Origin of the sequence: Streptomyces sp. NPDC014889, from assembly GCF_043081205.1 — a bacterium.
In the GTDB taxonomy this organism is placed as follows: Bacteria; Actinomycetota; Actinomycetes; order Streptomycetales; family Streptomycetaceae; genus Streptomyces.
The window spans coordinates 333,593-352,987 of record NZ_JBIBWH010000006.1 but is presented as its reverse complement, the minus strand read 5'-3'; the positions used below and the strand labels follow the sequence as shown (position 1 = coordinate 352,987).

Annotated in this window: 16 protein-coding genes; 11 read left to right on the top strand and 5 right to left on the bottom strand. The window is 73.6% G+C overall.

The annotated features are described in order from the left end of the window. The first annotated feature begins 158 nt into the window (after positions 1-158). Positions 159-1,187: an isopenicillin N synthase family dioxygenase gene (locus ACF09J_RS14475; protein ID WP_392305733.1), complete on the top strand. Its 1,029-nt coding sequence runs from the start codon at positions 159-161 to the stop codon at positions 1,185-1,187. A 45-nt stretch (positions 1,188-1,232) separates the two neighbouring features. Here ACF09J_RS14475 and ACF09J_RS14470 read toward each other — a convergent pair whose 3' ends face one another. After that, positions 1,233-2,333 (bottom strand): citrate synthase 2, encoded by a 1,101-nt coding sequence (locus ACF09J_RS14470; RefSeq protein ID WP_392305732.1) that lies wholly within the window; start codon positions 2,331-2,333, stop codon positions 1,233-1,235. Between the two features lie 293 nt (positions 2,334-2,626). Here ACF09J_RS14470 and pdxH point away from each other — a divergent pair, with 293 nt between their 5' ends. From pdxH to ACF09J_RS14440, 6 genes are all read left to right on the top strand, one after another. Further along, positions 2,627-3,304 (top strand): pyridoxamine 5'-phosphate oxidase, encoded by a 678-nt coding sequence (pdxH, locus tag ACF09J_RS14465; protein WP_392305731.1) that lies wholly within the window; start codon positions 2,627-2,629, stop codon positions 3,302-3,304. A gap of 97 nt (positions 3,305-3,401) precedes the next feature. Continuing rightward, positions 3,402-4,157: an SIS domain-containing protein gene (locus tag ACF09J_RS14460; protein WP_392305730.1), complete on the top strand. Its 756-nt coding sequence runs from the start codon at positions 3,402-3,404 to the stop codon at positions 4,155-4,157. 156 nt (positions 4,158-4,313) lie between these two features. Further along, positions 4,314-5,756 carry a PAS domain-containing protein gene (locus tag ACF09J_RS14455; RefSeq protein ID WP_392305729.1) on the top strand — a complete coding sequence of 481 codons (1,443 nt, stop codon included), beginning with the start codon at positions 4,314-4,316 and terminating at the stop codon, positions 5,754-5,756. A gap of 1,148 nt (positions 5,757-6,904) precedes the next feature. Then, on the top strand, positions 6,905-7,597 hold the full coding sequence (locus ACF09J_RS14450; protein WP_392305728.1) for a metal-dependent transcriptional regulator: 693 nt from the start codon (positions 6,905-6,907) through the stop codon (positions 7,595-7,597). A gap of 469 nt (positions 7,598-8,066) precedes the next feature. Beyond that, positions 8,067-8,966 carry an alpha/beta fold hydrolase gene (locus tag ACF09J_RS14445; protein WP_392305727.1) on the top strand — a complete coding sequence of 300 codons (900 nt, stop codon included), beginning with the start codon at positions 8,067-8,069 and terminating at the stop codon, positions 8,964-8,966. After that, positions 8,963-9,820 (top strand): class I SAM-dependent methyltransferase, encoded by an 858-nt coding sequence (locus ACF09J_RS14440; protein ID WP_392305726.1) that lies wholly within the window; start codon positions 8,963-8,965, stop codon positions 9,818-9,820. Before ACF09J_RS14445 ends, ACF09J_RS14440 begins: the two co-directional genes overlap by 4 nt. Positions 9,821-9,831: 11 nt before the next feature. Here ACF09J_RS14440 and ACF09J_RS14435 read toward each other — a convergent pair whose 3' ends face one another. From ACF09J_RS14435 to ACF09J_RS14425, 3 genes are all read right to left on the bottom strand, one after another. Next, the gene (locus ACF09J_RS14435; protein WP_392305725.1) at positions 9,832-11,442 is read right to left on the bottom strand and encodes a transporter; all 1,611 of its coding nucleotides are present in this window, start codon (positions 11,440-11,442) and stop codon (positions 9,832-9,834) included. Next, positions 11,439-12,233 carry an ABC transporter ATP-binding protein gene (locus tag ACF09J_RS14430; RefSeq protein ID WP_392305843.1) on the bottom strand — a complete coding sequence of 265 codons (795 nt, stop codon included), beginning with the start codon at positions 12,231-12,233 and terminating at the stop codon, positions 11,439-11,441. The genes ACF09J_RS14435 and ACF09J_RS14430 overlap by 4 nt, the downstream gene beginning before the upstream one ends. A gap of 101 nt (positions 12,234-12,334) precedes the next feature. Continuing rightward, positions 12,335-13,012 carry a bifunctional DNA primase/polymerase gene (locus ACF09J_RS14425; RefSeq protein WP_392305724.1) on the bottom strand — a complete coding sequence of 226 codons (678 nt, stop codon included), beginning with the start codon at positions 13,010-13,012 and terminating at the stop codon, positions 12,335-12,337. A gap of 327 nt (positions 13,013-13,339) precedes the next feature. Between ACF09J_RS14425 and ACF09J_RS14420 the strand changes: the two genes are divergently transcribed. Then, complete coding sequence (locus ACF09J_RS14420; RefSeq protein WP_392305723.1) at positions 13,340-14,725, top strand: transcriptional regulator; 1,386 nt, start codon at positions 13,340-13,342, stop codon at positions 14,723-14,725. A 141-nt stretch (positions 14,726-14,866) separates the two neighbouring features. After that, complete coding sequence (locus ACF09J_RS14415; RefSeq protein ID WP_392305722.1) at positions 14,867-16,507, top strand: hypothetical protein; 1,641 nt, start codon at positions 14,867-14,869, stop codon at positions 16,505-16,507. Between the two features lie 28 nt (positions 16,508-16,535). On the opposite strand, the gene ACF09J_RS14410 is transcribed toward ACF09J_RS14415, so the two are convergent. Further along, entirely contained in the window at positions 16,536-17,837 is a 1,302-nt protein-coding gene (locus tag ACF09J_RS14410) for an ABC transporter substrate-binding protein (protein ID WP_392305721.1), read from the bottom strand. 116 nt (positions 17,838-17,953) lie between these two features. Between ACF09J_RS14410 and ACF09J_RS14405 the strand changes: the two genes are divergently transcribed. After that, positions 17,954-18,454: a hypothetical protein gene (locus ACF09J_RS14405; RefSeq protein WP_392305720.1), complete on the top strand. Its 501-nt coding sequence runs from the start codon at positions 17,954-17,956 to the stop codon at positions 18,452-18,454. 46 nt (positions 18,455-18,500) lie between these two features. Continuing rightward, positions 18,501-19,385, top strand: coding sequence for a formyltetrahydrofolate deformylase (purU, locus tag ACF09J_RS14400; protein WP_392305719.1), 885 nt, complete (start codon positions 18,501-18,503; stop codon positions 19,383-19,385). Positions 19,386-19,395: the final 10 nt, after the last annotated feature.

The window sequence follows — 19,395 nt, the reverse complement described above, 5'->3', positions numbered from 1 at the left end:
CGTCACGAGCATGGGCTGTCGGCGCTCCGCCTGACCCTGCCCCTTCCGCGGCGGCCGTTCGCCCCGCACCCCTCACCCGGTTTCTCTCCTCCGGAACCCGTGCCGCGCGCCCACCCACGGCGGCTGCCCGGGACCCGTACACCCTGCGGACGTGACCCATGACGAACACGGCGACGAACCCGTCGTACGATCAGCTCCCCATCATCGACCTCGCGGCCGCCGACCGCGGTCCCCGGGAACGGGCGCTGCTGCACGAGCAGTTGCACGGCGCCGCCCATGACGTGGGCTTCTTCCAGCTCGTCGGGCACGGCGTCACCCGGGCGGAGACCGACGCGCTGCTCGACGCCATGCACGCCTTCTTCCGGCTCCCCGAGGCCGACCGTCTCGCCCTGGACAACGTCAACTCGCCCCACTTCCGCGGCTACACGCGCACCGGGGACGAGCGCACCGGCGGCGCCCGCGACTGGCGCGACCAGCTCGACATAGGCGCCGAGCGGCCCGCCCGCGTACCCGGCCCCGGCGAGCCCGCGTACTGGTGGCTCCAGGGCCCCAACCAGTGGCCGGCCGCCCTGCCCGAGCTGCGCACCGCCGCGCTCGCCTGGATCGACCGGCTCGGCGCCGTCGCCCGCAGGCTGCTGCACGAACTGCTCACCGCCATCGGCGCGCCCGCCGACTTCTACGACCCCGTCTTCGGCGAGCACGCCCACCCGCACCTCAAGCTCGTCCGCTACCCGGGCAGCGCGGGCGACGGCACCGACCAGGGCGTCGGCGCCCACAAGGACTATGGCTTCCTCACCCTGCTGCTCCAGGACCGGATCGGCGGGCTCCAGGTGCAGCGCGCGGACGGCCTCTTCCACGACGTGCCGCCGATCGAGGGCGCGTTCGTCGTCAACCTCGGAGAGCTGCTGGAGGTCGCCACCAATGGCTACCTCGTCGCCACCAACCACCGGGTGGTCTCCCCGCCCGGCGCCACCGAGCGGTTCTCGGTGCCCTTCTTCTACAACCCGCGTCTGGACGCCCGCGTCGCCCCGCTGCCCTTCCCGCACGCCTCGACCGCGCCCGGCGTCACGGACGACCCGGGCAACCCGCTGTTCGCCGAGTACGGCTACAACGAGCTGAAGGGGAAGGTCCGCGCCCACCCGCTGGTGGCCCAACGGCACCACGCGGAGCTGCTGAGCCCCGCGTGACGCCGTGATGCCGCGCGTGCCGACCGGGTGCGGTGGAGCGCTCGGTCAGTGTGCGATGTGGTCGTAGCCCGCGATGTCCCGCGGGCTGCGCGGGCCGGGACCGACGTAACGGGCGGAGGGGCGCACCAGGCGGCCGGTGCGCTTCTGCTCCAGGATGTGCGCGGACCAGCCCGCGGTACGCGCGCACGTGAACATCGACGTGAACATGTGCGCCGGCACCTCGGCGAAGTCCAGCATGATCGCCGCCCAGAACTCGACGTTCGTGGCCAGCACCCGGTCCGGCCGCCGGTTGTGCAGTTCCTCCAGGGCGGCCTTCTCCAGCGCCTCGGCGACCTCGTACCGCGGGGCGCCGAGCTCCCGGGCGGTGCGGCGCAGCACGCGCGCGCGTGGGTCCTCGGCCCGGTACACCCGGTGGCCGAAGCCCATCAGCCGCTCACCGCGGTCCAGGGCGCTCCTGACGTAGCCCTCCGCGTCCCCGGTCCGTTCGATCTCCTCGATCATGCCCAGGACCCGGGAGGGCGCGCCGCCGTGCAGCGGGCCGGACATGGCGCCCACCGCGCCCGACAGGGCGGCCGCCACGTCGGCGCCGGTGGAGGCGATGACGCGGGCGGTGAACGTGGAGGCGTTCATGCCGTGCTCGGCCGCGGACGTCCAGTACGCGTCGACGGCGGCCACGTGCCGGGGGTCCGGCTCGCCCCGCCAGCGGATCATGAACCGCTCGGTGATGGAGCGGGCCTTGTCGATCTCCCGCTGCGGCACCATCGGCACGCCCTGCCCGCGCGCCGACTGGGCGACGTACGACAGCGCCATGACGGCGGCCCGCGCCAGATCGTCGCGCGCCTGCTCCACGTCGATGTCGAGGAGCGGTTTCAGGCCCCACACCGGGGCGAGCATGGCCAGCGCCGACTGGACGTCCACGCGGATGTCCCCGGAGTGCACGGGGATCGGGAACGGCTCGGCGGGCGGCAGGCCCGGATCGAAGGCGCCGTCCACCAGCAGCCCCCAGACGTTGCCGAAGGAGATCTGACCGACGAGTTCCTCGATGTCGACGCCCCGGTACCGAAGGGCGCCGCCCTCCTTGTCCGGTTCGGCGATCTCCGTCTCGAACGCGACGACTCCTTCGAGACCGGGTACGAAGTCGGACATCAGGCGGCTCCTTGTGGTCTGTGCGACAGAGAGTGCGACCGGACGACTGAGGTGAAGCTGACTTGGGCCGCGGGGGCCGGGGCCGAGGGGGCCGGGGCCGAGGGGGCCGGGGCCGAGGGGACTGCCGGGACGATGCCCCGTGCGGCGGGCCGTCACCCGACTGGAACGACAGCAGCACCATAACCCCGAGTGCCACAAAAGGGGAGTGGAGCGGCACTCAGTGCCACCTCGGATCCCGGTGGACGGCGAGGGTACCCCGCAGGGTCGTCCGGTGGATACGGCAGGATGACCGCGTGACCGACCGAGAAGCCGGTGAGACCGCCCCCTTCGACCTCGCCTCCATGCGCATGCACTACCGGGCCGAGGGGCTCGCGGAGGACGAGCTGGCCGCCACCCCCGTCGCCCAGTTCGCCCGCTGGTTCCAGCAGGCCGCGACCGAGGCCCGGCTGTTCGAACCCAACGCCATGGTCGTCTCCACCGCGGACGCCGACGGCCGGCCCAGCTCCCGCACGGTGCTCCTGAAGTCCTTCGACGAGCAGGGCTTCGTCTTCTACACCAACTACGACTCCCGCAAGGGCCGCGACCTGGCCGGGAACCCGTACGTCTCCCTGCTGTTCCCCTGGCACCCCATGGCCCGCCAGGTCATCGTCCAGGGCGTGGCCCGCCGCACCGGCCGCGACGAGACCGCCGCGTACTTCCGCACCCGCCCGCACGGCTCCCAGCTCGGCGCCTGGGCCAGCGCCCAGTCCGCGGTGGTCGCCGGCCGCGCGGAGCTCGACGCCTCCTACGCCGACCTGGCCGCCCGCTACCCCGAGGGCGAGCAGGTGCCCGTCCCGCCGCACTGGGGCGGCTTCCGGGTCGCCCCGAGCTCGGTGGAGTTCTGGCAGGGCCGCGAGAACCGCCTGCACGACCGCCTGCGGTACGTCGCCGAGCCGGACGGCGGCTGGCGCGTGGAGCGGCTGAGCCCCTGAGACGCTCCCGGGGCGGGGAGCCGGTATTGACACGGCTCTGGTCCAGACCTCACCGTGATCCGCGACACACAGTCGCCCCCGAAGGGACGGACCACGCATGAGCGACCGCACGCCGGCCGGCCAGTTCCTCGACGCCGCCATCGGCCTGCTCCAGCGGGTCCGGGACGAGGAGGCCGAGCGGATCGCGGCGGCCGGGACGCTGCTCGCCGACACCGTGGCCGCCGGCGGCCGCCTGTTCGCCTTCGGCGCCGGCCACTCCTCCCTCGCCGCCCAGGACCTCGTCTACCGCGCCGGCGGGCTGGCCCTGATGAACCTGCTCGCCGTTCCCGGCACCGTCGGCGTCGACGTCGTGCCCGCCACCCTCGGCTCCGCCCTGGAACGCGTCGACGGCCTCGCCTCCGCCGTCCTGGACAGCTCCCCGCTGCGCTCCGGCGACGCCCTGATCGTCGTCTCGCTGTCCGGGCGCAACGCCCTGCCCGTGGAGATGGCCGTGCGTGCCCGCGCCCTCGGCGTGCGGGTCGTCGGCGTGACCTCGGTGGTCTACGCGACCGAGACCACCTCCCGGAACGCCTCGGGGACGTTCCTGAAGGACCACTGCGACATCGTCCTCGACTCCAAGATCGCGGTCGGGGACGCCGAACTGACCCTCGACACCGTCGCGGCACCCTTCGCGCCCGCCTCCACCGTCGTCACCTCCGCCCTGCTCCAGGCGGTCATGGCCACCGCCGCCGGCGTCCTCGCAGACCGCGGGATCGAACCGCCGCTGCTGCGCTCCGGCAACGTCGACGGCGGCCACGAGTGGAACGCCCAGGTCTTCGACCGGTACGCGGACCGGATCTTCTACCGGCACTGACCCGGACCGCCTCATGGATCGGGGGGAATTTCCGCGGACGGCAATTCCTTCAATGTTCTGGGAACCCGGTGTGTGCTGGGTCACGTTCGAGTTGAATGATGGCCAGTGAGCGAAACGTCGCGCCGTACGTGCGGACGCAGCCTGCAGGGGGTCCAGGTGAGTGCTTCCCGGCGTAGTGGGGCCACCGACGAGCTGGGGCCGGACGAGCCCGAGCCGGAGCGGGACGGTCCGAGGGGCTCCGACATGCATGACGGCTCCGATCTGCTGGCCGCCCTTCTCGACGGCATGGACGCGGCCCTGTGCGCCTTCGACGCCGACGGCGTCGTCACGCACTGGAACCGCGAGGCCGAGCGCATCCTGGGCTGGACCGCCGCCGAGGCCGTCGGACGGCACGGCTTCGCCGGCTGGGCCGTGCGCAGCGCGGACGCCGAGGAGGTCGAGGGGCGGCTGATGTCCGCCATGCACGCCCCCGGGCGCCAGGTGCACGAGTTCGCGCTGCTCACCAAGGACGGCGGCCGCGTCCTGGTGCGGACCCAGTCCGCGGCGGTGCACGGGCCCGACGGCAAGCCCGCCGGCCTGTACTGCGCCTTCAGCGAGGTGCACGCGCAGATCGACCTGGAGCGGTCCATCGCGCTCAGCGAGGCCCTGTTCGAGGACGCGTTCTGGGGGGTCGTGCTCGTCGACGCCGACCTGCGGCCCGCCGTCGTCAACGACTACGCCGCCCAGGCCCTCGGCACCGGCCGCACGGCGGCCCTCGGCCGGCCGCTCGGCGAGCTGCTCACCCAGGGCCTGGAGGAACTGGAGAGCGCGCTCACCCACGTCCTGGCCGAGGGCGCCCCGCCCGCCCCCGCCGAGCTGTGGGTGGGCGTACGCACCCCGGAGGGCGACCGGCGGCGCTGCTGGCGCAGCGGATTCGTCCGGCTCGCCTCGCCGCTCGCCGAGGAACCGGTGCCGCTCGGCGTCGCCTGGCTCTTCGCCGACGTCACCGAGGCCAAGCAGGGCGAGCAGGAGGCCGCGCTGCTGCGGTTCCGCAGCAACCAGTTGCACCGGGCCGCCCACGCCGCCGCCGAGTGCGAGGACCCGGCCGAGGCCGCCACCGTCCACCTCGACTTCGCCCTGGCCGGCTTCGCCGACCACGCCCTGATCGACCGCGTGACGGACGGCACGGCCCCGGCCGACGGCGTGATCGCCGCCGGGACGGCGGCCCGGGTCCGGCTGGTCCGCGTCGCGGCCACCCCCTCCGGCGGCCTCGGGCCCAGCCTGCTCACCGGACGGGCCGGCCTGCCCGTCCGCTACGGGACGGGCCACCCCGCCCTCCAGTGCGTCGAGCGCGCCGGCTCCGTGCGCGCCTCCGCCGGGGCCGTACCGGCCGACCGGGCGCGCGAGTGGGCCGAGGCCCGGCAGTGGCCGGGCGACGCCGTGCACGCCCTGTGCGCGGTCCTGCGCAGCCGCGGCCGCACCCTCGGCGTCGTGACCTTCCTCCGCGGCCCCGCCCGCACCCCCTTCGAACGCGCCGACGCGACCTACGCCGAGGACGTGGCCACCCGAATCGCCACGTCCCTGGACCTGGCCCTCCTCCTCCACAACGACCACACCTGAGCCCGCGACGCGCCGAGGCAGGCGTCACGGCGACACACATGCCATGCCCGGCAGCACCACTGCGACGACGCACGTGCCGTCACAGCAGCCGGCCGTGGCGCACATGCGCTGTGGTCGGCGGGCTCGCTGCGGCGGTGGGCCGCCTGCCGTGACCGGCAGTGCCACTGTGACGGCGTACGTGCCGCTGGGGCAGCCTGCCGTGACGGGCGTGTGTTCCGCGATGGCAGCCGGCCTCGGTGCCACGTGCCGCGGTCGGCGGGCTCGCTGCGGCGGTGGGCCGCCTGCCGTGACCGGCAGTGCCACTGTGACGGTGCACGTGCTGCTGGGGCAGCCTGCCGTGACGGGCGTGTGCTCCGCGATGGCAGCCGGCCGGGGTGGACGCGAGCTGGGTCGGCAGCCCCAGTGCGACGTAGAGACGCCTGCCGCGACGGCAAGCCCTGCCGTGACGGGCGTGTGAGGTAGCTCTGCCGTGGCGGCATGTGCGCCGCGACAGCCGCCGGCCGTGGTGCACGCGCGTTGTGGTCGGCAGGCTCGCCGCGACGGCGGGACGCCTGCCGCGGCGGCGTACGCGCCGCGAGGGCGACACCGGTCGCGACGAGCGTCCGTTCCGCGGCGGCGGCTTTGCCGCAGCGTGCGCACGTGTCACGTGGCCGTCCCGCCGCGGCAGCGAGCGGCCCCCTGCGGCGTGCCCACGCGCCGCGTCGGCCGTCGTGCTGCGGTGTGTGCGTCGGCCGTGGCGGTGACCCGCGGCCACGGCTTCCTCACCACGTCGAAAAAACCTGTTGAGTATCGCCGGTCCGCTTCCTAGGGTGTTGTGCACACACGAAGGGAGGTGATCCGGTAGATGAGTGAGACCCGGACGCGTGAGGTGGCTGCGGGCTAGCGGCCCGTCACCCCACCCTGTGCGGTGCTGGACCAGCGCGTGACAGAAGCGTGCGGCCGGCCCAATTTCAAGCAGTCACCCGACCCGCGAGCTGCCGGTACGTCCGGCCGGCTCCTCCGCCGAGGCGGAGGGACCCAGCTCGCGGGTCGTCCGCGTTTCGCGCGGGCCGCCCGGTTGTCAGCGGGATGCGTCAGAATTGACTTCAGGGCCAGCGCACGCGCCGCGGAGCCGCCAGGCTCCCGGCCGAGGTAATCGAGGGGCACGTATGTCCGGACTGATCGACACCACGGAGATGTATCTCCGCACCATCCTCGAGCTGGAGGAGGAAGGCGTCGTCCCCATGCGCGCCCGGATCGCGGAGCGCCTGGACCAGAGCGGCCCGACCGTGAGCCAGACGGTCGCGCGGATGGAGCGCGACGGCCTGGTCTCGGTGGCACCGGACCGGCATCTGGAGCTCACGGACGAGGGCCGCCGGCTGGCGACGCGCGTGATGCGCAAGCACCGGCTCGCCGAGTGCCTGCTGGTCGACGTGATCGGCCTGGAGTGGGAGCAGGTGCACGCCGAGGCCTGTCGCTGGGAGCACGTGATGAGCGAGGCCGTGGAGCGCAGGGTGCTGGAGCTGCTGCGGCACCCGACCGAGTCGCCGTACGGCAACCCGATCCCGGGTCTGGAGGAGCTGGGCGAGAAGGACGGCGCCGACCCGTTCCTGGACGAGGGCATGGTGTCGCTCGCCGACCTGGACGCGGGCGCCGACGGCAAGACCGTGGTCGTCCGCCGGATCGGCGAGCCGATCCAGACGGACGCCCAGCTCATGTACACGCTGCGCCGCGCGGGCGTGCAGCCCGGCTCGGTGGTCAGCGTGACGGAGTCGGCCGGCGGGGTGCTGGTCGGCAGCAGCGGCGAGGCGGCGGAGCTGGACACCGAGGTCGCCTCCCACGTGTTCGTCGCCAAGCGCTGAGCCGGCGCTGAGCCGGCCGCCCGTCCGGCTCGCCGCTTTCCCCCGTCCGTGGTTCAGCGCGTCGAAGCGCAGCGCGCGGGCGCGGGGCGTGCAAGGCTGGCCCGGGAGGCATGGGGACCGAAAGGGTGGGGGAGATGTGCCGCAGATATGGGGAGAGCCCCGGCGCCGTGCGGCGCCGGGGCCTGTCCTCCCCTTCAACGACCCGGAGCCCCGAGCTCTCAGGGTCGTCCCCCTCGGACCTCTTTTCCCCGAGTGGTCCGCCTCCCGTTGAAGATCTCCCCCTGGGGGCGGCGATCAATCCTGGCCAGGCGTCACTCGAACGAGGGGTGTTGGCGCCACGGCCAGCAATTTCGAATACGTATTCGATAGCCTGAGTGTCCGCGTGAGGGCCCCATGGCCCGCGCACGCTACAGAATGTGCACGACGGCATACGGAAGCTGAACACGGTTCCAGGGGGGTGCCAGGACCAATGGTGCGGCGCATCGACGTGACCGGGTCGGGCGGTGTACGGCTCGCCGCCTGGGAGTTCGCGGAGCCCCCGAAGGCCGTGCCGGGCCAGGGGCGGGAGGGGGCGCCGGTAGGGTCCGAAGGACCCGAGCGGACCGACGGCGTGCTGTTACTGCACGGCCTCATGGGCCGCGCCTCCCACTGGGCCGCCACCGCCCGCCGGCTCTCGGGGCGGCACCGCGCCGTCGCCCTCGACCAGCGCGGACACGGCCAGAGCGAGAAGCCGCCACAGGCCGCCTACACCCGTGAGGCCTACGTCGAGGACGCCGAGGCCGCCCTCGAACAGCTCGGCCTCGGCCCGGCCGTCGTCATCGGCCACGCGATGGGCGCGCTGACGGCCTGGCAGCTCGCCGCCCGCCGCCCCGACCTGGTGCGGGCCGTGATCATCTGCGACATGCGGGCCTCCGCGCTCGGCGCCGCCTCCCAGCGGGAGTGGGAGGACTGGTTCCGGGCCTGGCCGGTCCCCTTCGCCGCCCTCGCCGACGTACGGAAGTGGTTCGGCGAGGACGACCCCTGGGTGGAGCGCCCCAATCCGGCACGCGGCGAGTTCTACGCCGAGGTCATGCACGAGAGCGCCGACGGCTGGCGCCCCGTCTTCGAACCGCAGCAGATGCTCACCTCCCGCGAGACCTGGGTGTACGACGCCCACTGGGAGGAACTGGCCCAGGTCCGCTGCCCGACCCTCGTGGTCCGCGGCCTGGACGGCGAACTCGGCCGGGCCGAGGCCCAGGAGATGGTTCGCGTCCTGCCGCGCGGACAGTACGCGGAGGTGGCCGACGCCGGTCACCTCGTCCACTACGACCAGCCGGAGGCGTGGCTCATGGCCATCGAACCCTTCCTGGACGCGGTACTCACCGGATGAGCACCGCCCCCGCGTCCCCCACCGCGCCGCCCACCGTGCCCACGGCCGTCCAGGAGGCCTTCCTGAAGGCCTTCCACGCCGAACACCCGGCGGTCACCGCCGACGCCTTCGTCGCCGGAAGAGCACCGGACGGGCGCTCCAGCTACCAGATCCTGAGCGACCGGGTGGCAGGCGCCCGGCGGGTCCTGGACCTCGGCTGCGGCGACGGCGTCCTGCTGGACCTGCTGGCCCGCACCGGTGGGCGCCGGCTCGCCGGCGTGGACCTCTCGCCCGAGGCGCTGGCCCTCGCCCGGCGCCGCCCGTCCCTGCGCACCACCGCGCTGGCCCAGGCCAGGGCGCAGCGGCTACCGTTCGCCGACGGGGCCTTCGACGCCTGCGTCTGCCACATGGCGCTGATGCTGATGAGCGACGTCGACCGGGTCGCCGCGGAGACCGCCCGGGTACTGTCGCCCGGCTCCACGCTGGCCTGCGTGGTCGGCGGCGGCGCCCTCGGCGGGGAGGCGTACGAGCTGTTCAGCGGCCTGTTGAGGGCCGCCGTCGAACGGGCGCCCGCCGAGCAGCGCATTCCGCCGCTCGGGGACCGCAGGACCCGCAGTCGCGAGGGGCTCGGCGCGATCCTGGAGCCGGCCGGGTTCGGCGCGCCGGACCGTGAGACGGTCCCGATCGATCTGAGCGGCCCGGTGGAGAAGGTCTGGGCGGCCCTCTCCGGCATCTACGACGTCGGACCGCTCGACCCGGCCGCCGTCGCCCGGCTGCGGAAGGACTTCGTGCGGGAGGCGGCCGGGCTCGCCGGGCCGGACGGACGGGTGCCGTGCGGCTTCACCGTCCACGTGGTGACCGCACGCCTGCGCTGAGCAGGCCCGGCTCAGCCCTTGCTGACCGCCGTGAGGATCTCCGGCAGCCGGGCCGCCGTGCGCGGCGCCGCCAGCCGCAGCCCCAGCAGCGTGATCGCCGCCCCGTACGCGGCGCCCACCGGCAGCAGCGCCCAGCTCCAGCTCCCGCCGGTGGCGCTGACGTTCGACCAGATGACCAGGGCGATGAACGGCAGGCACAGCAGGCCCGCCGCGACCATGCCGCCGAAGATGGAGAGGAAGGCGAGACCGGCCTGACCGGCGGCCACGTTCTTGTGGCCCTCCTGCGGAATGGAGTACGGGAAGCGGGCCGACGTCCACGCCCCGGTCGCCAGCATCGCGCCGAGCAGGGCGAAGGACAGTCCGAGCACGTCCGGCAGCCGGCGCCACTCGCCGAGCAGGCCCGTCGTCAGCACCGTGACCAGGGTGGCGTACGGCAGGGTGATCAGCAGCAGCGCCAGCGCCCGCGCGCGCAGCTCGGCGTAGGCGTCCCGCGGGGCCGAGATCGTCAGCGCGACCAGCCAGAACGCGGAGGTGTCCTGGCCGAACTGGTTGTACATCTGGATGCCGAGCATGCCGGCGGCGAAGCAGGCGAAGTACGGCGAGCCGGTGCCCTGGACCGCGTTGAACACCGGGACGATCAGTCCGATGGCGAGCGAGGTCACCCAGGCCGCCTTGGTCTTCGGATCGCGCCAGACATAGCGCAGGCTGCGCTCCATGACGGTGCCGGTGCGGCCGGCCGGCAGCCACCGCGCCGGTCCGCCGCCGTCGCGGGCCCGGTCGCGTGCGGGAGCGTCGACGGGCTGGAGGGTCGAGGAGTCGGGCGAGGTCATCAGCCGGGTCAGGCTGCGCGCCCACACCATGAGCAGGGCGGCCAGGGCGGCCGCGGTCAGCGCGAGCTGGGCCACAGCGACGCCGTAGGAGCCCCTGGTCACCGAGTCCACCGCGCCCACCGCCGACGCGGGCGGCAGCCACCGCAGCACGTCCGCCACCGGGCCGAGCTGCCCCAGCCCGGCCGAGCCCAGGCGCTGCATGCCGAAGTTGACGACCTGCGCCCCGACCGCGATGACCAGGCCGCTGAGCACCGCGAGGTCCCGTCCCTTACGGCTGGTCAGCAGCCGCACGTTGGCGGCGGCCACGGCCCGCGCGAGGGCCACGCACACCAGCAGCGTGAGGACCAGGGCGAGCACCGCGACGACGGACGCGGCCGCCCCGTGCGCCACCGAGATCACACAGCCCACCAGCAGCAGCACCGTGAACAGCGGCCCGATGCCGACCAGGGACGACGCGAGCAGCGCGCCGACCAGCGGTCGCGGCCGCAGCGGGAGCATCACCAGCCGGGTCGGGTCGAGGGTCTCGTCGCCGGTGGGGAAGAACAGCGGCATCACGGCCCAGCCCAGCGCCAGCACGGCCACGCCCAGGACGGCCACGGCGTCGATGTGCGCGTGGCCGCGGAGCGCGATGAAGCCGGCCATCTGGAGCGCGGCGAACAGCAGCGCGACGACGGCCGACGTGATGAACGCGGCCCGCCGCCCACCGGACTGCCTCAGCCCGTTGCGCAGCAGCGACAGCTTCAGGCGTACGACGACGGGCGTGATCGAGGGGGCCACGGTGCCGGCGCTCATCGGGAACCGCCGCCCAGCCAGTCCAGGTCGGAACCGGCGTTCCGGCCCTGTGCGCCGACGAGTTCGAGGAAGGCCTGCTGAAGGGTCGGAGCCTCGCCGCGCACCTCGGCGAGGGTGCCCTGGGCGCGGATGCGTCCCGCGGCCATCACGGCCACCCAGTCGCACAGGGATTCGACCAGTTCCATGACGTGCGAGGAGAACACGACGGTGGCGCCGGAGGCGGTGTACCGCTCCAGGACGCCGCGGATGGTCTGCGCGGACACCGGGTCGACGCCTTCGAAGGGCTCGTCGAGGAAGAGGACTTCCGGGTTGTGCAGCAGAGCGCAGGCGAGACCTATTTTCTTGCGCATGCCGGTCGAGTAGTCGACGACGAGCTTGTGCTGGGCGCCCGCGAGGTCCAGCACGTCCAGCAGCTGCGTGGCGCGCCGGTCCACATCCTCCCCGGGCAGCCCGCGCAACCGCCCGGAGTACGACAGCAGTTCGCGCCCCGACAGCCGCTCGAAGAGCCGCAGTCCTTCGGGCAGCACGCCGATCCGCGCCTTCACCGCCACCGGGTCCCGCCACACGTCGTGCCCGACGATCTCGACGGTGCCCTGGTCGGGCCGCAGCAGCCCGGTCACCATGGAGAGCGTGGTGGTCTTCCCCGCCCCGTTCGGCCCGACCAGCCCGATGAACTTCCCGGCGGGCAGCTCGAGATCGATCCCGGCGACGGCGACCTGCTGCCCGAACCGCTTCCAGAGCCCCTGTACGCGTACGGCGCTTGTACCCACTGTCACTGCTCCCTCCGTCAGCACGAACCCTACGGGGGACCACCCTGCCCGAAAGGCGGGACCGTGCTGATCTGCGCCTCCACCGCGCGGGGACGGCCACGACGGGGGACCGGAACAGGTGACTAGTGCCGGTCCCTGCCGCACGCGTACGCCAGCGGCGGGACCAGCTCCTCGACGTCCGGAAGCCAGCGATTGGCCGGCGTCGGCCGGCAGGCCCACTGCACGGCCCGCGAGCCGCACCGCGTGGGCGGCGCCACCACGTACCCGCCCTCGCCGAGCGCGACCAGGTCGAGCGAGGCCGGCGACCAGCCCAGCCGCCGCAGGAGGTCCGGCAGTTTCACGGACGCGCCTGGCAGCACGAAGAACTGCATCCGCCGCTCGGGGGTCAGGATCACCGGACCCAGCGCCGACCGCATCCGCTCCAGCCGGGCCAGCGCGAGGAACCCGGCCGTCTCCGGCACGGAGATCGCGTCGAACGTACGGCCCGTGGGCAGCAGGATCGACGCCGTCGGCTGCTGCTGCCACAACCCGCGCACCGTGTTCACGCTGCCGGTCGCCAGGGACGCCCAGCCCTCGCGCGCCGGGTGTGCGCCGGGCGCGGCGCACTGCGGGTCCCCGCAGGAGCAGCGCTGCACTCCGCCGACCGTCACCAGCCAGGTGCCGGGGAACACGTCCCAGTGGCGTTCCTCGGCGTAGCGAACGGCTGTCTCCGGCAGCGACTCCCCACGCTGCTGGGGAACGTGACCGGCCACCCGGCCGGCGCTGTGTGCGGCTTCCGCGCCCGCGATCGTCTCTTCCACGCCCCACTCAACTGCCGCGCCCACCTGGAGTTACGGGCGGGTCGCGTGGTCGGACGCGCCGGGGAGGAGCACCCTTCCGTGCCCGGGGCGCATGGGTGCATGTGTGGGGGCGCGCAGGAGGATCGCCGGTGGGCGCTGGGTAGTTCCGTGGGGGGCGGCATCCGCCTTCACCCCGGCAATCCTCACATGTCCCGCATTTTCGGTATGTCCACGGGGCATCGATCTTCACGGCCGGAACTTTCCGCCGGGGCGCGGAACGCGTCCGGCCGCGCAAGAGCCGTCAACTCGGTGCGTGGGCAGGCACCGCAGCTTCAGGGGGTTAACGCCATGGCCGCCAGGCCTCTCGTCGCGCGGCAGCCGAACGAACGGCTGCAGGCGCTCATCCAGGAAGCGGGCTGCTCGAACGCCGGGCTGGCCCGCCGGGTCAACATGTGCGGCGCCGAGCACGGTCTCGATCTGCGCTACGACAAGACGTCGGTGGCGCGCTGGCTGCGCGGACAGCAGCCGCGCGGACGGGCCCCGGCGATCATCGCCGAGGCACTCGGCCGCAAGCTCGGCCGTACGGTCACGATCGACGAGATCGGCATGGCCAACGGCAAGAACCTCGCCTCGGGCGTGGGCCTCCAGTTCTCGCCGACGGTGGTGGGGGCCATCGAGCAGGTCTGCGAGCTGTGGCGCAGCGACGTGGGCCGCCGGGACTTCCTGTCCGGCTCCGCCGTGGCCGCCTCCGCGCTGGTCGAGCCCAGCCGTGACTGGCTGATCTCCGCGCCGGACCCGCAGGTCGCGCGGGCGGCGGGGTCGCGGGTGGGCCAGTCCGACGTGGCCGCCGTACGGGCCATGACGCAGGCGCTGGTCGAGCTGGACCACAGCCACGGCAGCGGGCATGTGCGCCCGGTGGTCGTGCACTACCTCAACAGCGTCGTCTCCGGGCTGCTCGCCGGCTCCTACCGGGAGGCGGTGGGCCGCGACCTGTTCGCCGAGGTGGCCCGACTCACCGAGCTGGCCGGGTACATGGCCGTCGACACCGGCCAACCGGGCCTGGCCCAGCGGTACTACATCCAGGCGCTGCGGCTCGCCCAGGCGGCCGGGGACCGCGGCTACGGCGGCTATGTGCTGGCCGCCTCCATGAGCCATCTCGCCGCACAGCTCGGAAACCCGCGGGAGATCGCGCAGTTGGCGCGCGCGGCGCAGGAGGGCGCGCGCGGTCGCGTGACTCCGCGCGCGGAGGCGATGTTCCACGCGGCCGAGGCGCGCGGGCACGCCCTGATGGGCGACGCGCGGGCCGCGCAGCTCTCCGCCGGGCGGGCGGTGAGCGCGCTGGAGGCCGCGGATCCGCACTCCGGGGACGACCCGGCGTGGATCACGCACTTCGACGAGGCCTATCTGGCCGACGAGTTGGCGCACTGCCACCGAGACCTGGGGCAGGCGGAGGCGGCGGCGCGGGCGGCCGAGGAGTCGCTGGCCGGGCATCCCGCGTCGCGGGCCCGGCGGCGGGCCATCGGCTATGTGCTCCTCGCCACAGCGCAGGTGCAGCAGCGGGAGGTCGAACAGGCCTGCAGCACCGGGCTGAAGGCGGTGGAGCTGCTGCGGACGCTGCGCTCCGACCGCGGCGCGGAGTACCTTGAGGACTTCCAGCAGCGCCTGGAGCCGTTCCGGGACGAGCCGGTGGTAAGGGAGTTCGGGGCACGGCTCGAGACGCGGGTGGCGGCGTGAAATAAACAGCGTGCGGCGGGCGGGTTTTGTTACTGCGGTCACAGGGAAGGAGGTCTCGTCCTGTGCTGCGTGGCACGGGGCTCCGGGGACCCGGTAGCGTGAGCCGACGATTCCGAAGGTCCCCCATTCGTAGGAGTCCCGGTGACGCAGAGTGGACAGGGCGAGGAGCCCTCGGCGCGACCCGCGCACGAAGGCATCGTGCTGCCCTCCGACGGTGGTGCGCCCCTGCTGCCGGGCATGACCGGCGGGCCGGGCGGCCACCAGGCCGGAGCGCGGCCGGGCGGTCAGGCCCCGGCGGCGACCCCGGCCGGCGGTCAGGCCTGGGGCCAGCCGTGGGGCCCCGAGCAGCAGCAGCAGCCGCCGCAGCAGGACCAGGGCTGGCAGCAGCCGTGGGGCTCCCCGGAGCCGTACCCGCAGGGCCAGTGGGACGCGCAGGGCCAGGCCCCGCAGCACCCGGGCGCGGGCCCCCTGCCCCCGGAGAACGCCCCCTCGTACCGGCAGCCGGGCGCCGACCCCTACGGCGCCCCCGCGCACGCCGGACACGGGCTGCCGCCCGCCGGCGGCGACGCCTACGGCGTCCCGGGCCAGTCCGTACCGCCGGGCGCGCCCGCGCACGGGCTGCCCCCGGCCGACCCGTACGCGGCAGGGCACGGGATGCCGGGCGCCGACGAGGGTGCGACGCAGTACATCCCGCCGGTCCCCAGTGGCTCCGTGGACGAGGGCGCCACCCAGTTCCTGCCGCCCGTGCCGGGCGCGGGGGCGGACGAGGGCGCCACCCAGTTCCTGCCGCCCGTGCCGGGCGCGGGGGTGGACGAGGGCGCGACGCAGTACATCCCGCCGGTGGGGCCGGGCGCCCTGCCGCCGGAGGGCGGTCCCGCCAAGTACCCGGGCCAGATACCCCAGGGCGCCGCGCCCGGTCACCCCGACGCCGAGGCGACGCAGTTCATCGCACCCGTGGACGCCCAGGGCGGCGGGCGGCAGACGCCCGCCGAGTTCGACAACCTCTTCCGCAGCGACTCCGGCGGCGCGGCCCCCTCGACGCAGCAGATGCCCCGCTTCCAGCAGGGCCCGCCCGACCAGCCCCACACCCGGCCCGCGTCCGCCCCGCCCGGCGGGTACGACGACGGCGGCGGCCGGGGAGGCCGGCGCACCGGTTCGCGCATGCCGGTGATCGCGGCCGTGGGCGTCGGGATCGCCGTTCTCGGCATCGGCGCCGGGGCACTGCTCAGCGGCGGCGACGGGAAGGACGGCAGCGGCGACAAGAACACCAACCTCTCGGCCACCGCGCCCGCCACCGACGAGGCATCCTCCGCGCCCGCCGCCGACCCGGCCAAGGAGCAGGCGGTCGCGCTGGACAAGCTGCTGGCCGACAGCGGCAGCAGCCGCGCCTCCGTCATCAAGGCGGTGGCCGAGGTCAAGAACTGCAACAACCTCGGCCAGGCGGCCTCCGACCTGCGCGCCGCGGCCGAGCAGCGCAAGGGCCTGGTCACCCGCCTGGGAGAGCTGTCCGTCGACAAGCTCCCCGGCAACGCCGACCTGACGGCGGCGCTGACCAAGGCCTGGCAGGCCTCGGAGTCGGCGGACCGGCACTACGCGGCCTGGGCCGACCAGGCCGGCGGCCGGAAGGGGTGCAAGAAGGGCCACGCCAAGTACACGGGTCAGACCCAGGCCGGCGACCGCGAGAGCAACACGGCCTCCGCCGAGAAGGCCAAGGCCGCTCAGCTCTGGAACACGATCGCGCAGACGTACGGCCTCACCCAGCGCCAGCCGACCCAGCTCTGAGACCCGCCGACGCCGGAGGACGGCGGGCTCAGCCTGCGTCCTCCAGCGTCTTGGCCACGTTGACGAAGCCCTTCGTGGCCGGCACCAGCCGCCCCTGCCGCACCGTCTGCAGGGACACGTCGGCGTTGGTGAGCCGAGCGAGGCCGGTGGAGGCGAGCAGGTCGGACAGGCGCCACCGCAGCGGCGGGGTCAGCCCGCCGGTGCGGACCTCCAGGCCGCCGTCGAGGGCGCGCCGCACGGTGGAGGCGCTCACCTCCCCGTCGCCGATCCGCTCCAGGACGGCCCGGAGCACCGTGTAGGCGATCCACGTGGTCTGCACCCCGGCGTCCTCCGGGTCGACGCGGTTGTCGCCGAAGGCCGCCTCGTTGATCACCTTCTTCATCGGGTCCCAGCGCGCGTCGCCCGCCACCGGGTACCAGCCGGTGAGGTACGAGCCCTCGTACGGGCCGGACTTCCCGCCGCTGGCGTCGATCACGGTCTGGTCGATACTGCCGAGCACGGCGGCGGTGCGCACCTGGGGATAGGTGTCGCGGGCGCGGCGGAAGGAGTCCATGAAGATGTTCGTGCGCTCCCCGAGGGCGGGGATCACGCAGCCCGTCCTCGCCGGGTCGGCGCTCGACCGTCGCAGCGCCTGATCGGCCTGGCCCGAGTATTCGGTGGCGTCCTCGGCGGCCCGCTGGTCGTGGGCCGGTGCGTGACCGCCGGCCCGCAGTCCCGCGTCGAGCAGACCGGGCAGCTCGTCGCCCGCGATGCTGTCGGGCCGGATCAGCGTGACCGGGCCGCAGCGCGCGGCGAGCTCCTTGCCCAGACCGGCCAGCAGGGCGGGCTGGCCCCCGTTGACCGGGTAGGACAGGGCGCGGGTGAACTCGGCGGTGGTGACGCCGTAGCCGCCGATGTACGGGATGCCGGCCCCCTCCAGGGGCGGGAAGAAGGAGTCGCTGTACTGGCTGTAGGAGCCCACGACGGCGACCGCGTTCTCCTTCACCGCACGCCGGGCGCATTTCGCCGCGCCCACGCTGTCGTTGCCTTCGTTGCAGGTCAGGACGTTGAGCTTGCGGCCGGCGATGCCGCCGTGGGCGTTCACCCAGCGGGCGTAGGCGTTGGCCATGGCGGGCATGCCGGGTTTGTTGGTCGCCCGGGTGTTCTGCGGCGCCCACGTCATCACGGTGACGGAACCGCCCCCGGAGCCCCCCGTGGCACCGGGGACGACGCCGCAGCCGGCGGCGAGCGAGGCGCACGCCAGCACGACCCCCGCCGGCGAGAGGGTCCTTCTCACGGACCGGGTGAGGGTGGAGAGGAACGTGCCACGGGAACTTCGCCTGCCGGTCATGCTCCGCACGATTCCGTCACATCGCCAACCCGGTGATGACTCTCGGTCAATGAGTGGTGACGTATGAGTGAATTACGGGGGCAGGTGGGGCCCCTGGGGCGGGGAACGTACGATCGATGACCGTGCAAGGTTCGGAGAACTCTTCCCGTCGCGGCCGTCGCTCCTCCACCATGGGCGGCATGCCACTCAACGACATGCCGTGGTGGCGCTGGCGCAGCAACGTGCGTTCCGCGCTGCACATGCTCTCCGACCCGGTGTTCCAGCGGGACGTCTGGCTGGCAGGCGTCGAAGGGTACGGCGACGTGACCGACGCCGTCTACCGCCTGGTCGAGGACACCTGGCTGGACAACTGGTCCGCCGAGAAGTACGTCGGCACGATCTTCCGGGACTCCCAGGAGGCGGCGCTCGTCGACACCGCGGTCCTGCGGGTGCTGCGGATCATGCACCAGGTGGGCCCGGACGCGCCGGTGTCCGCCTACCTCGACGATCAGGCCTGGCCGGAGGCGGTGCGGGCGGCCCGCGACGCGCATGTGCGCCTCGCGGCGAGCGACGGAGAGGACCCGGACACGCCGCCCCGCAGCCTCGAGGTGCTGCGGATCATGACGCGGTCCGCTTAGCGGACGAGGCGCCACGCGCGGGCCCGGACGTGAGACCCTGTCCCGCATGAGCGAGCAGTCCTCCCGAGCCGCCGCGGAGCAGGCCGAACAGTACGTCCTCATCCTTTCCTGCCCGGACAAGAAGGGCATCGTGCACGCGGTGTCCAGTTACCTGTTCATGACCGGTTGCAACATCGAGGACAGCCAGCAGTTCGGCGACCACGACACGGGACTGTTCTTCATGCGGGTCCACTTCTCGGCCGAGGCGCCGGTGACGCTGGACAAGCTGCGCGCCAGCTTCGCGGCGATCGGCGACTCCTTCGGGATGGACTGGCAGATCCACCGGGCCTACGAGAAGATGCGCGTCGTGCTGATGGTCAGCAAGTTCGGGCACTGCCTGAACGACCTGCTGTTCCGCGCCCGGATCGGCGCGCTGCCGGTGGAGATCGCGGCGGTGGTGTCCAATCACACCGACTTCGCCGAGCTGGTGGGGTCGTACGGCATTCCCTTCCGCCACATCCCGGTGACCAAGGACACCAAGTCCGACGCCGAGCAGCGGCTGCTGGAGCTCGTGCGCGAGGAGAAGGTCGAACTGGTCGTCCTCGCCCGTTACATGCAGGTCCTCTCCGACGACCTGTGCAAGCAGCTCAACGGCCGGATCATCAACATCCACCACTCCTTCCTGCCGAGCTTCAAGGGCGCCAAGCCGTACCACCAGGCGCACGCCCGGGGTGTGAAGCTGATCGGCGCGACGGCGCACTATGTGACCGCCGACCTCGACGAGGGCCCGATCATCGAGCAGGAGGTCGAGCGGGTGGGCCACGACGTCACCCCGGACCAGCTCGTCGCGATCGGCCGTGACGTGGAGTGCCAGGCGCTGGCCCGCGCGGTCAAGTGGCACGCGGAGCGCCGGATCCTGCTGAACGGGCGCCGGACAGTGGTCTTCGCGTAACGCGGCCTCG